Origin of the sequence: Ditibartonella choladocola, from assembly GCF_002007565.1 — a bacterium.
GTDB lineage: Bacteria > Pseudomonadota > Alphaproteobacteria > Rhizobiales > Rhizobiaceae > Bartonella > Bartonella choladocola.
Genome location: NZ_CP015625.1, coordinates 1854139 through 1871013 on the forward strand (window position 1 = coordinate 1854139; position 16875 = coordinate 1871013).

The 16875-nt window shown below is 47.1% G+C and carries 12 protein-coding genes; 8 read left to right on the forward strand and 4 right to left on the reverse strand.

The features are described from left to right. Positions 1 to 228: 228 nt before the first annotated feature. Positions 229 to 2157 carry a DNA primase gene (gene dnaG, locus BBC0122_RS08245; protein ID WP_077992892.1) on the reverse strand — a complete coding sequence of 643 codons (1929 nt, stop codon included), beginning with the start codon at positions 2155 to 2157 and terminating at the stop codon, positions 229 to 231. Positions 2158 to 2603: 446 nt separating this feature from the next. Here dnaG and BBC0122_RS08250 point away from each other — a divergent pair, with 446 nt between their 5' ends. Beyond that, a complete protein-coding gene (locus BBC0122_RS08250) occupies positions 2604 to 2855 on the forward strand; it encodes a GlsB/YeaQ/YmgE family stress response membrane protein (protein ID WP_077992894.1) in 252 nt (83 codons plus the stop codon). Positions 2856 to 3122: 267 nt separating this feature from the next. Here the strand turns inward: BBC0122_RS08250 and BBC0122_RS08255 are convergent, their stop codons facing one another. Further along, a complete protein-coding gene (locus BBC0122_RS08255; RefSeq protein ID WP_077992896.1) occupies positions 3123 to 3575 on the reverse strand; it encodes a GatB/YqeY domain-containing protein in 453 nt (150 codons plus the stop codon). A 259-nt stretch (positions 3576 to 3834) separates the two neighbouring features. Between BBC0122_RS08255 and carA the strand changes: the two genes are divergently transcribed. Then, complete coding sequence (carA, locus tag BBC0122_RS08265; RefSeq protein ID WP_077992899.1) at positions 3835 to 5031, forward strand: glutamine-hydrolyzing carbamoyl-phosphate synthase small subunit; 1197 nt, start codon at positions 3835 to 3837, stop codon at positions 5029 to 5031. A 326-nt stretch (positions 5032 to 5357) separates the two neighbouring features. On the opposite strand, the gene BBC0122_RS08275 is transcribed toward carA, so the two are convergent. Then, positions 5358 to 6629 carry an MFS transporter gene (locus BBC0122_RS08275; protein WP_077994603.1) on the reverse strand — a complete coding sequence of 424 codons (1272 nt, stop codon included), beginning with the start codon at positions 6627 to 6629 and terminating at the stop codon, positions 5358 to 5360. A 474-nt stretch (positions 6630 to 7103) separates the two neighbouring features. Beyond that, positions 7104 to 8000, reverse strand: coding sequence for a KPN_02809 family neutral zinc metallopeptidase (gene ypfJ / locus BBC0122_RS08285; protein ID WP_077992906.1), 897 nt, complete (start codon positions 7998 to 8000; stop codon positions 7104 to 7106). A gap of 218 nt (positions 8001 to 8218) precedes the next feature. Here ypfJ and carB point away from each other — a divergent pair, with 218 nt between their 5' ends. The 6 genes from carB to BBC0122_RS08315 all read left to right on the forward strand — a co-directional run bounded on the left by carB (position 8219) and on the right by BBC0122_RS08315 (position 16847). After that, positions 8219 to 11704, forward strand: a complete 3486-nt coding sequence (gene carB / locus BBC0122_RS08290) for a carbamoyl-phosphate synthase large subunit (protein ID WP_077992908.1) — start codon at positions 8219 to 8221, stop codon at positions 11702 to 11704. 1055 nt (positions 11705 to 12759) lie between these two features. Next, positions 12760 to 12912 carry a hypothetical protein gene (locus tag BBC0122_RS13095; protein WP_210188138.1) on the forward strand — a complete coding sequence of 51 codons (153 nt, stop codon included), beginning with the start codon at positions 12760 to 12762 and terminating at the stop codon, positions 12910 to 12912. A gap of 555 nt (positions 12913 to 13467) precedes the next feature. Beyond that, entirely contained in the window at positions 13468 to 14001 is a 534-nt protein-coding gene (locus tag BBC0122_RS08300; protein ID WP_077992912.1) for an iron transporter, read from the forward strand. Positions 14002 to 14260: 259 nt separating this feature from the next. Further along, positions 14261 to 14584: a cupredoxin domain-containing protein gene (locus BBC0122_RS08305; RefSeq protein WP_077973587.1), complete on the forward strand. Its 324-nt coding sequence runs from the start codon at positions 14261 to 14263 to the stop codon at positions 14582 to 14584. Positions 14585 to 14596: 12 nt separating this feature from the next. Next, positions 14597 to 15448, forward strand: a complete 852-nt coding sequence (locus BBC0122_RS08310) for an FTR1 family iron permease (protein ID WP_077992914.1) — start codon at positions 14597 to 14599, stop codon at positions 15446 to 15448. Positions 15449 to 15470: 22 nt separating this feature from the next. Next, entirely contained in the window at positions 15471 to 16847 is a 1377-nt protein-coding gene (locus BBC0122_RS08315; protein ID WP_149866660.1) for a 4Fe-4S binding protein, read from the forward strand. The last annotated feature ends 28 nt before the right edge of the window (positions 16848 to 16875 follow it).

Consider the following 16875-nt stretch of genomic DNA (forward strand, 5'->3'; position numbering starts at 1 on the left):
TTTTCTTTTCAAGAGATTGCAAAAATCCTGCCTGATTTTTCTTCAACACCGATCTTCCAGAAATGTTCCAAAATACCATAGCACTTGCACCCGTGCCATATCGTCATTAAAAGATAAGTTCCCCGCCTCATTAACCTCACTCTGATACTCTAAACAGATATTTTTCCAGCCTATTATAGCACAACTGGGCTTTCGTGGCTGATTCGCGGACAAAAAGCGAATCATTTATTATTTTTCCGACTCATTCTGTTCTGATTCGTCTTCTTTCCATCGTCCAAAACCATCAATCAAAGCTTCGACAGCTTCGGTTTTTTCGAGTTCTGATTTTACATCACCGAGCAGGGAAAACATCCCGCTATCCGACTTTTCCAATAATTCGGCTTCGATGTCTCGTAACCTCTTATGTAGGTTATGCGCGCGCAGATGCAAGTAGACAGCCTGCTTTAAGGCTTCTCTGGCATCTTCGATAGGTGCTTCGGCAAAAGCGCAGCGGAAGCCGAGCTTCTTCAATACATCGTGGATCTGACCAAGAATTTGCCCCTGACCTTTTTGTTTCAAAAGCTTCATCATTGCATCGGCATCATCAGGCTGCCACTCGCCCATAATTTCAAGCATTGCACGATGAAGGCCGATTAAAGCAGGATTTTGCAATTCAAGCTTGGCCAAGGTTTCAAAGTCTTCATACCAGAGTTCGGGATGGGAAGCCAAAGTCATCAAAATCGCCGCTTCCCTGAGCGGAATGAAACTTGCCGAATTTTTTACAAGATTGGAATTGGCCAAACTTGCACTTGGCCCGCCGCCAATAGTGTTCAAGTTCCGGTTACCACGATAATTCTTGCCATTATTTTTGAAAAAAGCAGGGCGAAACAGATTGCGCAAGCGTTCACGCAAGTCCTGCAAATAATAATGGCGTAAACTTTCATCCTTGATCGTGAAAATGACCGACTTGATCTCGCGCTCGAGAGCCGCGCGCGCTTCCGGCGTTTCAAATGTTTGGCCGAACGTATATCTGCGCCACAACAATTCGGAAAGCGGGATGGTTTTTGATAGCTCGACTTTCAAACTGTCTGCCCCGCCCACCTTTACAATATCATCGGGGTCTTTGCCATCGGGAAGCAGAATAAAACGGGCAGAAACACCGGCTTTCAAAACCGGCAAAATGCGTTCTGCCGCGCGAAAAGCCGCATGAATGCCTGCCTCGTCACCATCAAAACAGAAGACCGGATCGGGCGTCATGCGCCATAAAAGCGCTATCTGATCTTCGGTCAAAGCTGTGCCAAGGGGGGCGACGGCCGTTTCAATTCCGGCCTTTGCCATGGCAATCACATCCATATAACCTTCGACAACATAGACAGGCTTTGCGCTTTCTTGCGCTTTCGGCTGCGCGGCCTTCCGGGCAGTGGCGGCATTATAAAGCATTTTACCTTTATGGAAGAGCACTGTTTCCGGACTATTCAAATATTTTGCCCGTACATTCTTGTCCATTGCCCGCCCGCCGAAAGCGACAATGCGTCCACGCAAATCGGCAATGGGAAACATGATGCGGTTTCTGAACCGGTCATAAGGTGTTGTGCCATCCTCGGTAGCAACAACCAGCCCGCACTCTTCCATCTGTTTTAATGAAATATCTCTGGCAATGAGTGCATCCTTCAAAGCATTGCGCGAATCCGGCGAAAAACCGATATGAAAACGATCAATCATTGCTTTGGGCATTTGCCGCCCTTCAAGATAGCTGCGGGCGAGGCTTCCCTCCTGCGATTTCAACTTGCTTTGAAAAAAGGCGGACGCAATATTCATGACATCATAAAGATCTTTTTTGATCTTTTCCTGTCTCTCTGCATCCTTGTCGCGCACCGGCATTTGAACACCGGCCTGATTGGCAAGCCGCTCGACTGCTTCGGGAAAAGGAATGCCATCAATCTCGGTAACAAAAGTAAAAATATCACCGCTCGCTCCGCAGCCGAAACAATGGTAACGGCCTTTTCGGTCTTCGCAATGGAAGCTTGGTGTTTTTTCACCATGGAAAGGACAGCAACCCCAAAAATCGCCGCGCGAAACATTGCTTTTTTTAGGGTCAAAATTCACCCTTTGCCCTACCACGGTTGAAATTGGCAGGCGCGCACGTATCTCGTCGAGAAAATCGGGTGAAAAACGCATTACTTCTCGTAGTCTCCGGTTCCGGTTTTATTAATTTAACCATTCTTGCAGCCGAATCCAACACCTCGCCTGAAAAGAGGGTTAAGCATTTGTTTTAAAATGCCATCTGTTTCACATGTCATTGAAAAACCGGACACAAATCGAGCGGATAACGCAAATAGACCACCTTGAACAGTCGATAAAAGTTTAAAACCCAAGCTGAACGAAAAAGGCTATATCTCGTTTAACGGCTGTTTTGCCGGCGCGATTCAAGGCCGAATAAAACAGACTTTATGACTGCACAACGGTCGCACCGGCGTTGACCGAAAATGGGCACATATTTTTCTGCCAATCATAGATTTTGACAATCATGGAAAATGAATGATGATATTTTCCTGCCACTTGAAGAAGAGGAAGCCCGCCCTAACCTTTTTTAATAAAATTTGCTCGTATTAAAGGAGACATTTATGCACGACGCAAGTGTGGGTTGGATTGCCGCCATCATTATTGGCGGGTTGGCCGGTTGGGCAGCCAAAACTTTTATGAAAAGTAATACCGGCCTTATTGTGAATATCATTCTCGGCATTGTCGGCGCGTCACTGGCGAGTTTCTTGTTCAGCCTTTTCGGTGTGACTTTTGCCGGTGGTTTCGGATATTTGATTTCCGGCTTTATCGGGGCCTGCATTCTTATCTGGCTTGGCCGGTTGATCCGCTCGTAAAGTTTTACGAAATCAAACCCCGTTTCGTAAATCCCGTTTTGCAAAGGCCGTTTCGAGGTGAACGAATAGTTCCCTAAAATCATAAAACATAAAAGGCACCCGTTCGGGGTGCCTTTGTGCTTTCAAAGCGAATTTCAAGTGCTTTCAAAGTGAATTTTGACAAAAGTGCTTTTTATACCAATGCGCTTTTTATGCCAAAGTGCTTGTTTAAAAAGTACCGGTTTGAAAATTCCGGTTATTCCCGAAACGGAAGATAAACCTTCGACCTTATTTCAGTTTTTCACGAATGGCGCTACCGGCTTTTGCAAAATCCATCTGCCCGTTATAGCGTTCTTTCAGCCAGGCCATGACCTTGCCCATATCACGCAGGCTTTCTGCGCTTGTGGCCTCCAGTGCCTCGGAAATTGCCTTATCAACTTCGCTATCGTCCAATTGGCGGGGCAAAAATTCGCGAATAACATTGATTTCGTCACTTTCGGCTTTTGCCAGTTCCGGCCGTCCACCTTCGTTATAAAGTTTAACCGATTCCTCACGTTGCTTTATCATTTTGGCGAGAATGGACTGCAATTCAGCGTCATCAACGGCGGGCTTTCCCTCGCCCCGATTGGCAATATCGCGGTCTTTGACGGCTGCGTTGATAAGACGAAGGGTTGAAAGGCGGGCTTTATCATGTTCCTTCATAGCAGTTTTCAACGCATTATTAATGTCATCACGCAACATGGTTCTGTTCCCTCCTGTGGAAATTCCTCATGGTCTACAAAATCGCTGCCGTTCATGCAATGGAAAGCATTAAAAATAATCGAAAAAGCCTTGAAAAAGACTTTCGTTGCTCTTTACCTTGCCGTTCAAAGCTCCTATATCACAAATCCTAGCCGAAGATTGGAAAACTCGAACGCCCAGCAAATTCTGTTTGCTTGCGGCATTTTAGTGCGAACAATAAACGCGCCGTTTCAAACCAACGTTTAATCGAGAGTGAGCGATGACCAATACAGCAAAAACGACTTTACCCTGGGGCTCCACAAAACCCACTGCGCTTTTGGTATTAGCAGACGGAACCGTCATTGAAGGTAAAGGTTTGGGCAGAACCGGTTCCATTGAAGCGGAAGTCTGCTTCAACACTGCAATGACCGGATATGAGGAAATTCTCACCGACCCTTCCTATACCGACCAGATTGTAACTTTTACTTTCCCGCATATCGGTAATGTCGGCGCTAATGCCGAAGATATAGAAGATCTGACACCGGCACAGCGCCATGGTGCTGTGGGTGCTATTTTCAAAGCCGATATTACCCACCCGTCGAATTATCGCGCTGCAGAAGGTCTTGACAAATGGCTCACCCAGCGCGGCATCATCGCTCTTTGCGGCATTGATACACGGGCATTAACCTCGTTTATTCGCGAAAACGGCCTTACCAATGCAGTGATTGCCCATGACAAGAACGGCGTTTTTGATGTCGAGGCTTTGAAGGAACGCGCTCGCAAGTGGAGCGGCTTGGTCGGGCTTGACCTTGCAAAGGATGTAACCGAAGGCCAATCATCCGAATGGGATGAAACGCCATGGGTATGGAATGAAGGCTATGGTCACGAAAAGAAGAAAGATATTCACATTGTTGCGGTCGACTACGGCGTAAAGCGCAATATTCTGCGCCTGCTTGCCGGACTTGAAGCACGTGTCACCGTTGTTCCTGCAAAAACCACGGCTGAAGAAATATTGGCATTGAATCCCGATGGCATTTTCCTGTCGAATGGCCCAGGTGATCCGGCAGCAACAGCCGAATATGCTGTTCCGATGATTAAAAAGCTCGTCGAGACAGGCATTCCGATGTTCGGCATTTGCCTTGGTCACCAATTGCTTGCTCTGGCAATGGGTGCAAAGACCGTCAAAATGCATCAGGGACATCATGGTGCAAACCATCCGGTTCAGGATAAAGAAACCGGAAAGGTGGAAATTGTATCCATGAACCACGGCTTTGCGGTTGATGCAAAAACCCTTCCCCAAGGTGTCGAAGAAACACAAATCTCGCTGTTTGACGGTTCCAATTGCGGCATCCGGCTTGTCGGCAAGCCCGTCTTTTCGGTGCAACAGCACCCTGAGGCTTCGCCCGGTCCGCAGGATAGCCATTATCTGTTCCAGCAATTTGCAAAAATGATCCGCGAACATAAAAAAGCGGCATAATTGGTGAAACGATAAGCTTCTGTTCAACTTATTGGCGCTTTCATAAAAGCGCAGAAGTTCCAGAGTTTTAAAAACCCGCAACTTTTTGCGGGTTTTTTATTATCTATTTAGCCGGTATTTTTAATTCTATTTTTAAAAAACGCGTTGCAAACGACCACATGATATAGCGTATGTTTCGGTGGGCAAAATGCGTTTTTTTTTGAACCATCATGTTTAAACCGGAATACGAACCGCATAGCTCAAAAAAATTCGCATAAAACGCGCTATCCGCTTTTGAACACGCCACCTGTTTTCTCGAAAAAAATGGAAAAACTCCGTCAGGCTTTTTATTTTTCCTGATGATCGTCAAGTTGATATGTTGTCAAACGCGGACTTTTATCTTCACGAACAAAAAAGCCGAAGACCAATGTTGTTGCGAGCAACACGAAAAATGCGGTTGCACAAGGGGCGCCGGCAAATTTGAACGGTGCTGTGTCGCTGGTGAAATAGCTGAAAATCGACGTATAGAATATCGGCCCGATCATCGACGTGATGGAGGTTATTGATGTCAAAGCACCTTGAAGCGCACCTTGCGCATTGGCTGGCACTTGGGAAGAGGCAATCGAGCGCATTGGCACGTGGGCGATATATTCCGGCATAGTGAAAAGAAAAACGACATAAAGCATATAACCCTCAAAGGCGAAGGTGTAACCGACCATGCCTACAAGCGCAAAGAGAAGCCCGACCATAGAAATTTTCCAGTTGCTCAAATGCCTTGTCATATAAGGTAAAAGCAATCCCATCACTATGCATTGGCCGATGCCGAAAACACCATAGGCAAAACCGATGGAAAATTCACTCCAGCCATAACGTTCTTTCGCCATAAAAGCCAAAGTTGAAGGCCAAACCGCTTCTGCAAGCCAATAGAGGAAGAAAGCAAAAGCAACCCAAAGCACAGTCGGATAATGCCGCAATTCCAGCAATGCGCCAACCGGATTTGCCCTTCTGATGTCAAAGGGGCGGCGTAGTGACGCTGGCAAGGTTTCGGGCAACATATACATGGCGAAAATGAAATTGACGAACGACAATCCGGCCGAGAAATAGAAAGGAATGCGCGGCCCCATTTCTCCCAGAATGCCGCCAATCAATGGCCCCAGAAAAAAGCCGACACCGAATGCAATGCCGATCAGACCGAAATTGCGTGTGCGGGTGTTATCGTCGGAAATATCCGCGAGATAAGCCGAACAGGTGGAAAAACTGGCGCCGCTTATACCGGCAAGAATTCTTCCTATAAAAAGCATGGAATAGCTCCACGCAATGGCGCAAATAAAATTATCGATCGCAAAAGTAATAATGGATAATAGTAAAATTGGCCGTCGGCCGAAACGGTCGGAAAGATTGCCGATAAAGGGAGCAAACAGAAATTGCATGGTCGAATAGACCATGAGCAGAAAACCGCCGTCAACCGAAGCGCGGCTGATGCTGTCGCCGGTCAATTGGCTTAAATATTCCGGCATAACCGGCACAATGATCGCAATGCCGATAATATCCAGTAACAGCGTGATGAAGACCAGAACAAGTCCCTTGTGAACAAATTTTGCATCGAGACTTTGCGACATAACGAGTTTCCGTGCTGCTTTTAAAAAGCCTAATAGGCCGAATAATCGGGCAAGAAAAGCCAAAAGATGGATAATAAAGCCATGAACATGTAAATTTTTAAAACCGGTTATATTTGCCAATAACTGTTTCTGATAGTTTTACAACCAAAATCCGGATTTGACGCCCCTATCATTCACAGCCGGTCATCATTCACATTATGTCAGCAGTCATAACATGTGGAAGCACTCTTTTGGTTATGTAGAAATAACAATCGGGAGCGGATGGCGGCCACGACCGGCAATGATCGCTGCACGACTATTTATTGTGCTTTTATATTTGCTTTGGAAAATTGGCCCCCGAACATAAATCAGGCAAAGAACTACACTCGCAACAGTTTTGAAAGCAGGATTTGAAACAACATAAAGGGAGGGGTTGAAACGGCACGGGCAGACTGTTCCAAATCGCGCGGAATGATTTAAATTCGCCATAATCTTTCAAAAATGGTCACATGATTCCATTTTACCTGATTGGTAACCGGTTTTGAAAGCATTCACTCTTTGTGCGGAAGTGCCATGAGTGAAACTATCCGGCACTACATAGCCTTGTGTTTGTTTTTGTAGCGTATCATCGCCGATTTTTGCCGCCGCATTCAATGCCGCCCCGACATCGCCTTCTTCCAATAGCCCGTCATCTTCTGTCGAATGCGCCCACACACCGGCATAACAATCGGCCTGTAATTCTATTTTGACCGAAAGCGCATTGGCAGTCGAAGTATCGGCGCGCGCCCTCGCTTTATTCATCCGGTCAAGAACGCCGGTCAGATTCTGGACATGGTGGCCGACCTCATGCGCAATAACATAAGCTTGGGCAAATTCCCCCGGTGCGCCGAAATGGGTCGCCAGTTTGTCGAAAAATTCGTCATCAAGATAAAGTTTCTGATCGGCAGGGCAATAGAAAGGGCCAACGGCTGCCGTTGCAAGCCCGCATGGCGAATCAATCGCGCCGGAAAAACGCACGAGTATGGGGGGCTTATATTTGGCATTATGCCGACGAAATATATCACCCCATGTATCTTCCGTTTCGGCAAGAACCGTTGCGATGAACCGGCTGCGCCTGTCATTTGTCTGTAACGGTGTTTTCGTTCCCGATGACGCACTATGTTCGTTCACCAGCGCGCCATCACCGAACAGAAAACGCGTCGGACTGTAGCCGAACAGGCTGAGCCCGAAGAAAATAACAGCAAGAATGAAAATTCCCTTGAAACCGCCACGCGACAATAATGCAAAACCGATGCCGCTCAAACCTGTGCGAAAAACCGGACTTGCACCACTATTTTCTTCGCCACGACGGTCTTCGATATTGTCACTTTGTCTGCCACCTTCCCACCGCATAAGCCACTCCTCGCGCTTACATTATTAAAGAGCATATAACTTCCTCCTCCAGGAAGAGAAGGCTCCCGCCCTTAGTAAAGCAAAAAAAATTAGGAAAAGCAAAATTTAGGGGGTTACTTTCACGCCGACTTTACCTATAAGGCAGGCTTAGCCTTAAAAAAAGAAATGTTGAACCTGCCAGTTTTTTCCTGCGCGGGTGTTTGCGATAGGATGCAGCCATGCCAAAACGCACAGATATAAAATCCATTCTCATCATCGGTGCGGGGCCTATTGTTATCGGTCAAGCCTGCGAATTCGACTATTCCGGAACGCAGGCCTGTAAAGCCTTGAAAGAAGAAGGCTACCGGATCATTCTGGTCAATTCAAATCCGGCAACAATCATGACCGATCCGGATCTTGCCGATGCCACTTATATCGAGCCTATAACACCGGAAGTTGTTGCCAAAATTATTGCCCGCGAAAAGCCGGATGCGCTGCTTCCCACTATGGGCGGGCAAACTGCCTTGAACACCGCTTTATCGCTAAAACGTATGGGTGTTCTCGATCGTTATAATGTCGAGATGATCGGGGCCGATGCCAAGGCAATCGACAAAGCCGAAGACCGTGCATTGTTCCGTGAAGCCATGGCAAAAATCGGTCTTGAAACACCGAAATCCATGCTTGCCAATGCAACCGAAATCAAGGAAGAAGATCGCAAACGCCACGACGCAATGCGCGACAAGCTCAAGGCGGAGCTTGAAGGTGACGAGCTTGATAAGGCACTCGAAAAACTCGAACATGATTGGCATCTGGGCGAAGGCGACAGAAAACAGCGTTATATTTCCCATGCAACCGGTAAAGCCGGTCAAGCTCTCGATGTTGTGGGACTTCCTGCAATTATCCGCCCGTCTTTCACGCTTGGTGGAACCGGTGGCGGTATTGCCTATAACCGTTCGGAATTTTATGAAATTATCGAACGCGGGCTTGAAGCTTCGCCAACCACAGAAGTTCTCATTGAAGAAAGTGTTCTGGGGTGGAAAGAATTCGAGATGGAAGTTGTTCGCGACAAAAAGGACAATTGCATCATCGTCTGCTCGATCGAAAATCTTGACCCTATGGGCGTTCATACCGGTGACTCGATTACAGTCGCACCGGCTTTGACTTTGACCGACAAAGAATACCAGATGATGCGCAATGCCTCGATTGCGGTTTTGCGCGAAATCGGTGTCGAGACCGGCGGTTCCAACGTGCAATTTGCAGTCAATCCGGAAAATGGCCGTTTGATTGTGATCGAAATGAATCCGCGTGTTTCGCGTTCTTCCGCCCTTGCCTCGAAAGCGACCGGTTTTCCGATTGCCAAAGTTGCCGCAAAACTGGCTGTCGGCTACACATTGGACGAATTGGAAAACGATATTACCGGCGGTGCAACACCGGCTTCGTTCGAGCCATCAATCGACTATATCGTTACCAAAATTCCGCGTTTCGCCTTTGAAAAATTCCCTGGTGCTTCGCATACTTTGACCACGGCGATGAAATCGGTTGGTGAAGTTATGGCAATTGGCCGTACTTTTCAGGAATCTTTGCAAAAAGCCTTGCGCGGGCTTGAAACCGGCTTAACCGGTCTTGACGAAATCTCTATTCCCGAACACGCTGAAGGCGATGAGAAAAATGCTATCCGTGCCGCTATCGGCACACCGACGCCTGATCGTTTGCGCTTTGTTGCGCAGGCTATGCGCATGGGCATGCCATTAAACGAAATTCACCAGATCAGCAAAATCGACCCGTGGTTTCTTGAACAGATTGCCTCGATTGTCGACATGGAACAGCGTGTGCGCGAACAAGGCCTGCCGAAAGATGCGGAGAATTTCCGTATGCTCAAATCCATGGGCTTTTCAGACGCGCGGCTTGGCAGCATTACCGGTCTTGAAACCGAAGAGGTTACAAAAGCGCGCCATGAACTCAATGTAAAGCCGGTTTATAAGCGCGTTGATACATGCGCTGCCGAATTTGCTTCACCGACTGCTTATATGTATTCGACCTATGAAGTGCCTTTCGCCGGTAAAATGCGTTCGGAAGCCGATGTTTCCGACAGGAAAAAGGTGGTTATCCTTGGTGGCGGCCCTAACCGTATCGGACAAGGTATAGAGTTCGATTATTGCTGCTGTCATGCCGCTTTTGCACTTCATGATGCCGGCTATGAAGCGATTATGGTCAATTGCAATCCGGAAACTGTCTCGACAGATTATGATACATCCGACCGGCTCTATTTCGAGCCGTTGACTGCCGAGGATGTGCTTTCAATTCTCGAAGCGGAAAAAGAAAAAGGCGAGCTTGTCGGCGTTATCGTCCAATTCGGCGGACAAACCCCCTTGAAGCTTGCAGCCTCGCTTGAAAAGTCCGGCATTCCGATACTTGGAACCTCGCCCGATGCTATTGATCTCGCAGAAGACCGCGACCGCTTCCAGAAACTGCTCATCAAGCTTGATTTGACGCAGCCTAAAAACGGCATTGCCTATTCGGTTGAACAGGCGCGCCTTGTTGCCAATGATCTGGGCTTTCCGCTGGTTGTGCGCCCGTCTTATGTGCTTGGCGGCCGCGCCATGCAAATCATCCATGACGAGCGTAATTTGCAATCCTATCTTCTCGACACTGTTCCCGAACTGGTTCCTGAAGAAATCAAGGCTCATTACCCGAACGACAAAACCGGCCAGATCAATACACTTCTTGGCAAGAATCCTCTTCTTTTCGATACCTACCTCACCAATGCAATCGAGGTTGATGTCGATTGCCTGTGCGATGGCGAAGATACTTTCGTTGCCGGTATTATGGAACATATCGAGGAAGCCGGTATCCATTCGGGTGACTCGGCCTGTTCGCTCCCCGTTCACACATTATCGCCTGAAATCGTTGAAGAGTTGAAACGCCAGACAATCGAGCTTGCCAAAGCGCTTCATGTTGGCGGTTTGATGAATGTGCAATATGCCGTCAAAGAAGGCGTTATCTATATTCTTGAGGTCAACCCGCGCGCTTCCCGTACCGTTCCTTTTGTTGCCAAAACAATCGGACGGCCGATTGCCAAGGTGGCTGCCCGTGTCATGGCCGGTGAAAAGCTCGAAAAAACAATCAATTATTATGGCGGAAGACCAAAAGCCCAGAAAAAACCGCATATTGCTGTGAAAGAGGCTGTTTTCCCGTTTGCCCGCTTTCAGGGCGTTGATACCTTGCTTGGACCGGAAATGCGTTCAACCGGCGAGGTCATGGGGCTCGACTACAGCTTTGCTCTTGCTTATGCCAAAGCGCAGCTTGGTGCAGGAAATGATTTGCCACGGGAAGGAACACTTTTTGTGTCCGTCAAGGATGATGATAAAACCCGCGTCCTTGGCGCTGTCAAGCGCATGGCAAAACTCGGTTTTTCCATTCTTGCAACAACAGGAACACAAAAATTTCTCGAACAGCATGGCGTTAAGGCCAAGAAGATCAACAAGGTTCTCGAAGGTCGCCCGCATATTGAAGATGCTATTCGCAACCGTCAGGTGCAGATTGTTTTCAATACAACGGATACGGCAAGTGCAATTTCTGATTCAAAATCGCTGCGTCGCGCGGCTTTGATGCAAAAGGTTCCCTATTACACGACAATGTCTGGCGCTATATCGGTTGTTGACGCAATAGAAGCTTTGCAGAATGGCACAATTCAAGTGCGTTCGCTGCAAGAATATACCGAATAATCGTCTTGCCCACGGCTAAAGCATAACTTGCCGTGGGCTTATTCATTTCTCCACCCCATCCCGTGTACTGGCCTTCAAGCCATCAAGCCCGAAGGCCTACCCTGTTTTAACTGCCACGGGGTGAGAACATTTCTCGATCTAGCTTAACCATCACTCTTCCAATTCCAAGTGCCTGCCTTCAAGCCATTAGCCGCCTGCCTTCAAGCCATTAGCCCCTCAAGCCCTGACCTGTTTCAACTTTCACACGACAAAAACACTTCCTGATTGAGCTTGCCTATTTTCCTCGTCAATCATATGAGCCTGCTTTCAAGCCGCCGGGCCTGAAATAACTTACGGATTTTACCGGAATGGAATTTTTATCCGGCTCATTCCGGCACACAACTTTACGCGGTTTATTTAGCCACACAACAGACTTTGCAACGTTTTATGCTTTTCGACCGGATTGCTCAGCGCCCAAGAAATGACTTAGCCGCTAAACAAAATTATCCCGCCCCCGCCAGTCATGAGCGCAATTCCGATTCTTTCAACAAATAGCTTTCAAGCTTTTATCAGCACATTTCTGAACAGCTTTCGTGTTACCGCTCATTCTGGCACACAACTTTACGTGGTTTATTTTGCCACAAAACAGACTTTGCGACGTTTTATAATTTCGGCCAGATTGCTCAGCGCCCCAGAAATGACTGCGCCGCCAAACAAAATTATCCCGCCCCCGCCAGTCATGAGCGCAATTCCGATTCTTGCAACAAATAGCTTTCAAGCTTTTATAAGCACATTTCTAAACAGCTTTCGTGTTACCGGCTCATTCCGGCACACAACTTTACGTGGTTTATTTTGCCACACAGCAGACTTTGCAAAGTTTTATAATTTTCGACCGGATTGCTCAGCCCCCAAGAAAGACTGCGCCGCTAAACAAAATTATCCCGCCCCCGCCAGTCATGAGCGCAATTCCGATTCTTGCAACAAATAGCTTTCAAGCTTTTATCAGCACATTTCTGGACAGCTTTCGTGTTACCGGCTCTTCATCCCGCGCACTATGAGAAATGGGGAAAGGGAAAATGCGGAAAAGTGTTTCTATCGCATTGCTTTACTTATCATTTTTGCCCACCCACAACCTTTTACGTGCCGATCACTTGCAACGTCCCGATTATTTGCGACGTGCCGATTGCTTTCATTGTGCCAATCGCGTTCGACGTGCCAACCCCCTATGAAGTGCCGATCGCATTTGATGCGCCAATAATTTCCACTTCGGTTTAAAGCGATTATCACTTCTGCTTCACCCTAAAAGCCGTTTTGGCTGAACCCTACCCGACTTGCCCCTCGCCGCCATAATCCTGCCCCACACATGCCCGCCTTAAAATAACGGGTCTCATGAGCGACATTGTCACGTTTTATGTTTCTTTGATTCAATATTTTCTTAATTTTTTTTAAAGCTAAAAAATTTTAAAATAACAAACTCACCCAGTTATTTTTAATAAATTATTTTATTTCATTATGAAATAAAATTAGCCTAAATATTTTTTTGAATAATATTTTCATTATTGCGATAAAATAAATAGTATATTTTTTATTTTTTTACTTCTTTTACGCCGTCTAATATCCCGTTATCTATTATATATTCAATTGTTATTTTTCAACAAACAAAAGCAAAATTCGGCCACTTTTATAAGTTTTATAAATGAACTTGATAATTTTGGTAAATTTTAAATTTGCGCTTTTGATAAAAGATGATATATATAGTCATGTTTTATTCCGAGGGTTAAATTATGAATTTAAACAAACTAATTCTGGCTGCTTCTTGCACTCTGTTTGCAACACCGGCTTTGGCTGTCGAATATCCGATTGGCGAACCACAGCACTGCGGTGGCCTTGAGATTGCGGCTGTTTATCTGCAACCGATCGAAATGGAGCCGGAGGGCATTATGCTTGCGGCTGCGAAGTCCGACATCCATCTGGAAGCGGATATTCATGCGACAGAGGATAATAAGAACGGTCTTCCGGAAGGCGCATGGGCACCCTATCTTCAGGTCTCATATGAATTGACCAAAGAAGGTGCAAAAGAGCCTTTGAGCGGTCATTTCCATCCTATGGTTGCCAATGACGGCCCGCACTATGGCGAAAATATCAAGCTCGATGGTGCTGGCAAATATCATTTGAAATACACCATTTTGCCACCTTCAAAAGAGTCCATGTTCGGCCGCCATGTCGATAAAGAAACCGGCGTTGGCCCGTGGTTTGACAAATGCGTTGTCGAATATGACTTCACCTATGCCGGTACCGGCAAAAAGGGTGGCTATTGATTGTTATGACCGGCAGTCTAATTCTGCCGGAAACAGTTTCGGGATAAGTTTCCAGTCAATCTTATCCCCAAAGATCGAGACCTGTTTGTAATGTCGGGGTTTACTTTCGATCATCCACCATTAGAAGTAACCCCTCCGAGCAGACCGGCCGTTGTGACCTCCACAGCCGGTCTTGCTTTTTAGCGGGGATTTTTTGGTTCTCTGGAAAGTAAACCATTCATTCCGGAAAGCTCGCTTTGGTTCAAAAAAGGGTTTTGTTATGCGCGCAATATTGGTTTTGCTGTTTTGTCTGTTTCCCCTCTTTGCCGGAGCCGACGAACTTTCGCTTTATAATGTAACCATCAAAGATGGTGTATTTGAACCGCAATCAATTGAAGTACCCGCGGGACAACGTTTTAAAATTTCGGTTAAAAATATCGGTTCTGGGCCGGCCGAATTTGAAAACCTGTCAATGCGCGTTGAAAAAGTTTTAGGCGCAGGCGTTGAATCATTTGTTGTCATTCACCCGCTCAAACCCGGCAGTTACCATTTTATTGACGAATTTCACATGGATATGGCCGGTTTCGACATTAACGTAAAATAGGAGAGCAGACAAATGGGTGCACCTCTTTTCATCGTTTGGCGTGAAAGTATCGAAGCGCTACTCGTTATCGGCATCCTTTATACGTGGTTGCGGCGCGAAAATCTTTTAACGCTTAAAAACCGTTTGTGGGCGGGAACTGCATTAGGGCTTGTTCTTGCCGGAATTCTCGCCATTCTGTTTTATGTTGCGGGCACATGGTTTGCAGGCCCCGGCGGGGAATGGTTCTTCACCGCTATGATGGCCGTGGCCGCCCTTCTCATTATGCAAATGATCGTCTGGATGCACCACCACGGCGCTTCAATGAAACATACTCTGGAACGTGAAGCGGCCGAAAGCCTGCAATCTTCCGGCGGATTCGGTATTATGCTCCTTGCAATGATTGCCGTTGCCCGCGAAGGCTCGGAAACAGTGGTGTTTCTTGCCGGTGTCGGAGCGCAACAAAATGGCGCTTCGCTCGGCATGTTCATTCTTGGTGGTGTGCTCGGCTTTATTCTTGCACTTTTCACTTTCTGGTTGTTGCAGAAATTTTCCAAAATCATCCCGTGGAGATGGTTTTTCTTGGGAAGTGAATTTGTCCTTCTCCTCATCGGTGGCGGTTTGTTGATTACTGCCTTTGACAAAGCGGCAGCCCAGATTTCGGCTTATGATTTACCCGAATGGCTCTACAGCTTTATGGATGATCCGCTATGGAGTACAAGCTGGCTTATTCCCGATAACAGCACATTGACGGGACTGACCGGCTACCATGCGGAACCGTCTTTGATGCAAGTCGTTGTATTGGCAGTTTACTGGATCGCAGCCATTGTTCTTTGTAACAGGAAGCCTGCCAAAACGGCGGTTCGCCCCCCATTGAAAGTTACCTGAAACCAATTTTTTAAAAAAAACCATGTCACGTATCATCACCACTGCCGTCTATCATCTGGGCACTGTCATGCATCGCCATAGGACAGTGATCCAGACGATACAGTGGTGTGTTGTTGCCATTTACCTGTTTCTCCTGATTGTGCCGTCATTTCTGCCATTGCCGCCACGGCAGGAACATATCCTTGGCAATCTCGTGCTGTTTGCACAATTTGTTTTCTGGGGAATCTGGTGGCCATTCGTTATTCTCTCCATGCTGTTTATAGGACGTATCTGGTGCGGCGTTTTCTGCCCTGAAGGGGCTTTGGCCGAATTTACCAGCCGCACTGTCGGGCGTAATAAAAGTATCCCGCGCTGGCTCAAATGGCGCGGCTGGCCGACAGTTGCCTTTATTCTGACAACGCTTTATGGCCAGTTAATCAGCGTTTATGATTATGCGGAAGCAGCACTTCTCATTCTGGGCGGCTCGACATTGGCAGCAATGGCAATCGGTTTCTTTTTCGGTAAAGGAACGCGCGTCTGGTGCCGTTATCTTTGCCCTGTTAATGGCGTTTTCAACCTGCTTTCCCGCCTTGCTCCTATTTCGTTCAAGACAGATCAGGAAAAATGGGCGCATTATTGTGGTGGCCGTCAGGAAAACCCCAATTGCCCTCCAATGATAAATATTCACCAGCTTCATGGTGTTAATGCTTGCCATATGTGCGCGCGCTGTGCCGGCTTCCGCGATGCTGTGGCTCTGAAACCACGCTCGGTTATGGAAGAAGTTGTCGTTTACGGTGAAGACAAAAACGCAAGCCCATGGGAAACAAGATTACTGCTTTTCGGTATGATCGGTGTTGCAATCGGGGCGTTTACATGGACTGTCAGCCCGTGGTTTGTGACTTTCAAGCAGGCAATAGCCGAATGGCTTGTCGACCACAATATTTTCTGGCCACTCGACCCGACCGCTCCGTGGTGGGTATTGACAAACCACCCCGCCAATAATGACAGTTTCAACTGGGTAGACGGCTTTTGTGTTGCAAGTTACATCTTAGGAAGTGGTCTGCTTTTTGGCACATTTTTGACCCTGATGTTATGGGCTATCGCCTCGCTCATGCGTTCGCAGACACTTTTCCATCATTTGGCACAAGCGTTTTTGCCACTGGCGGCTGCCGGTCTGTTTTTGGGGCTTACAGCAACAACTGTAAAACTTTTAATGTATGATGGCATCACCTTCTGGTGGTTGCCATATGCACGTGCGTTCATTCTTGCTTTAACTGCGCTCTGGAGCCTTTATCTTGCGGCAAGAATCTTGCAAAGAACGCCGGCAAGCCTCATCCGCAAATATCTGGGCTTTTTCCTTTTTGCTGTTTCTTGTGTTCCTATCGTCTATGCATGGTGGCTTATGTTCTGGGGCTGGTAAAACAGTTTTTTCTAAATGTCGCGTGAGC

What these genes read in the sequence shown, in the direction of transcription:
- dnaG (WP_077992892.1), bottom strand. Translation starts at nt 2,157, where the DNA reads ATGCGTTTTTCACCCGATTTTCTCGACGAGATACGTGCGCGCCTGCCA.
- BBC0122_RS08275 (WP_077994603.1), bottom strand. Translation starts at nt 6,629, where the DNA reads ATGTCGCAAAGTCTCGATGCAAAATTTGTTCACAAGGGACTTGTTCTG.
- BBC0122_RS08250 (WP_077992894.1), top strand. Translation starts at nt 2,604, where the DNA reads ATGCACGACGCAAGTGTGGGTTGGATTGCCGCCATCATTATTGGCGGG.
- BBC0122_RS08255 (WP_077992896.1), bottom strand. Translation starts at nt 3,575, where the DNA reads ATGTTGCGTGATGACATTAATAATGCGTTGAAAACTGCTATGAAGGAA.
- BBC0122_RS08315 (WP_149866660.1), top strand. Translation starts at nt 15,471, where the DNA reads ATGTCACGTATCATCACCACTGCCGTCTATCATCTGGGCACTGTCATG.
- carB (WP_077992908.1), top strand. Translation starts at nt 8,219, where the DNA reads ATGCCAAAACGCACAGATATAAAATCCATTCTCATCATCGGTGCGGGG.
- BBC0122_RS08300 (WP_077992912.1), top strand. Translation starts at nt 13,468, where the DNA reads ATGAATTTAAACAAACTAATTCTGGCTGCTTCTTGCACTCTGTTTGCA.
- BBC0122_RS08305 (WP_077973587.1), top strand. Translation starts at nt 14,261, where the DNA reads ATGCGCGCAATATTGGTTTTGCTGTTTTGTCTGTTTCCCCTCTTTGCC.
- ypfJ (WP_077992906.1), bottom strand. Translation starts at nt 8,000, where the DNA reads ATGCGGTGGGAAGGTGGCAGACAAAGTGACAATATCGAAGACCGTCGT.
- BBC0122_RS13095 (WP_210188138.1), top strand. Translation starts at nt 12,760, where the DNA reads ATGCGGAAAAGTGTTTCTATCGCATTGCTTTACTTATCATTTTTGCCC.
- BBC0122_RS08310 (WP_077992914.1), top strand. Translation starts at nt 14,597, where the DNA reads ATGGGTGCACCTCTTTTCATCGTTTGGCGTGAAAGTATCGAAGCGCTA.
- carA (WP_077992899.1), top strand. Translation starts at nt 3,835, where the DNA reads ATGACCAATACAGCAAAAACGACTTTACCCTGGGGCTCCACAAAACCC.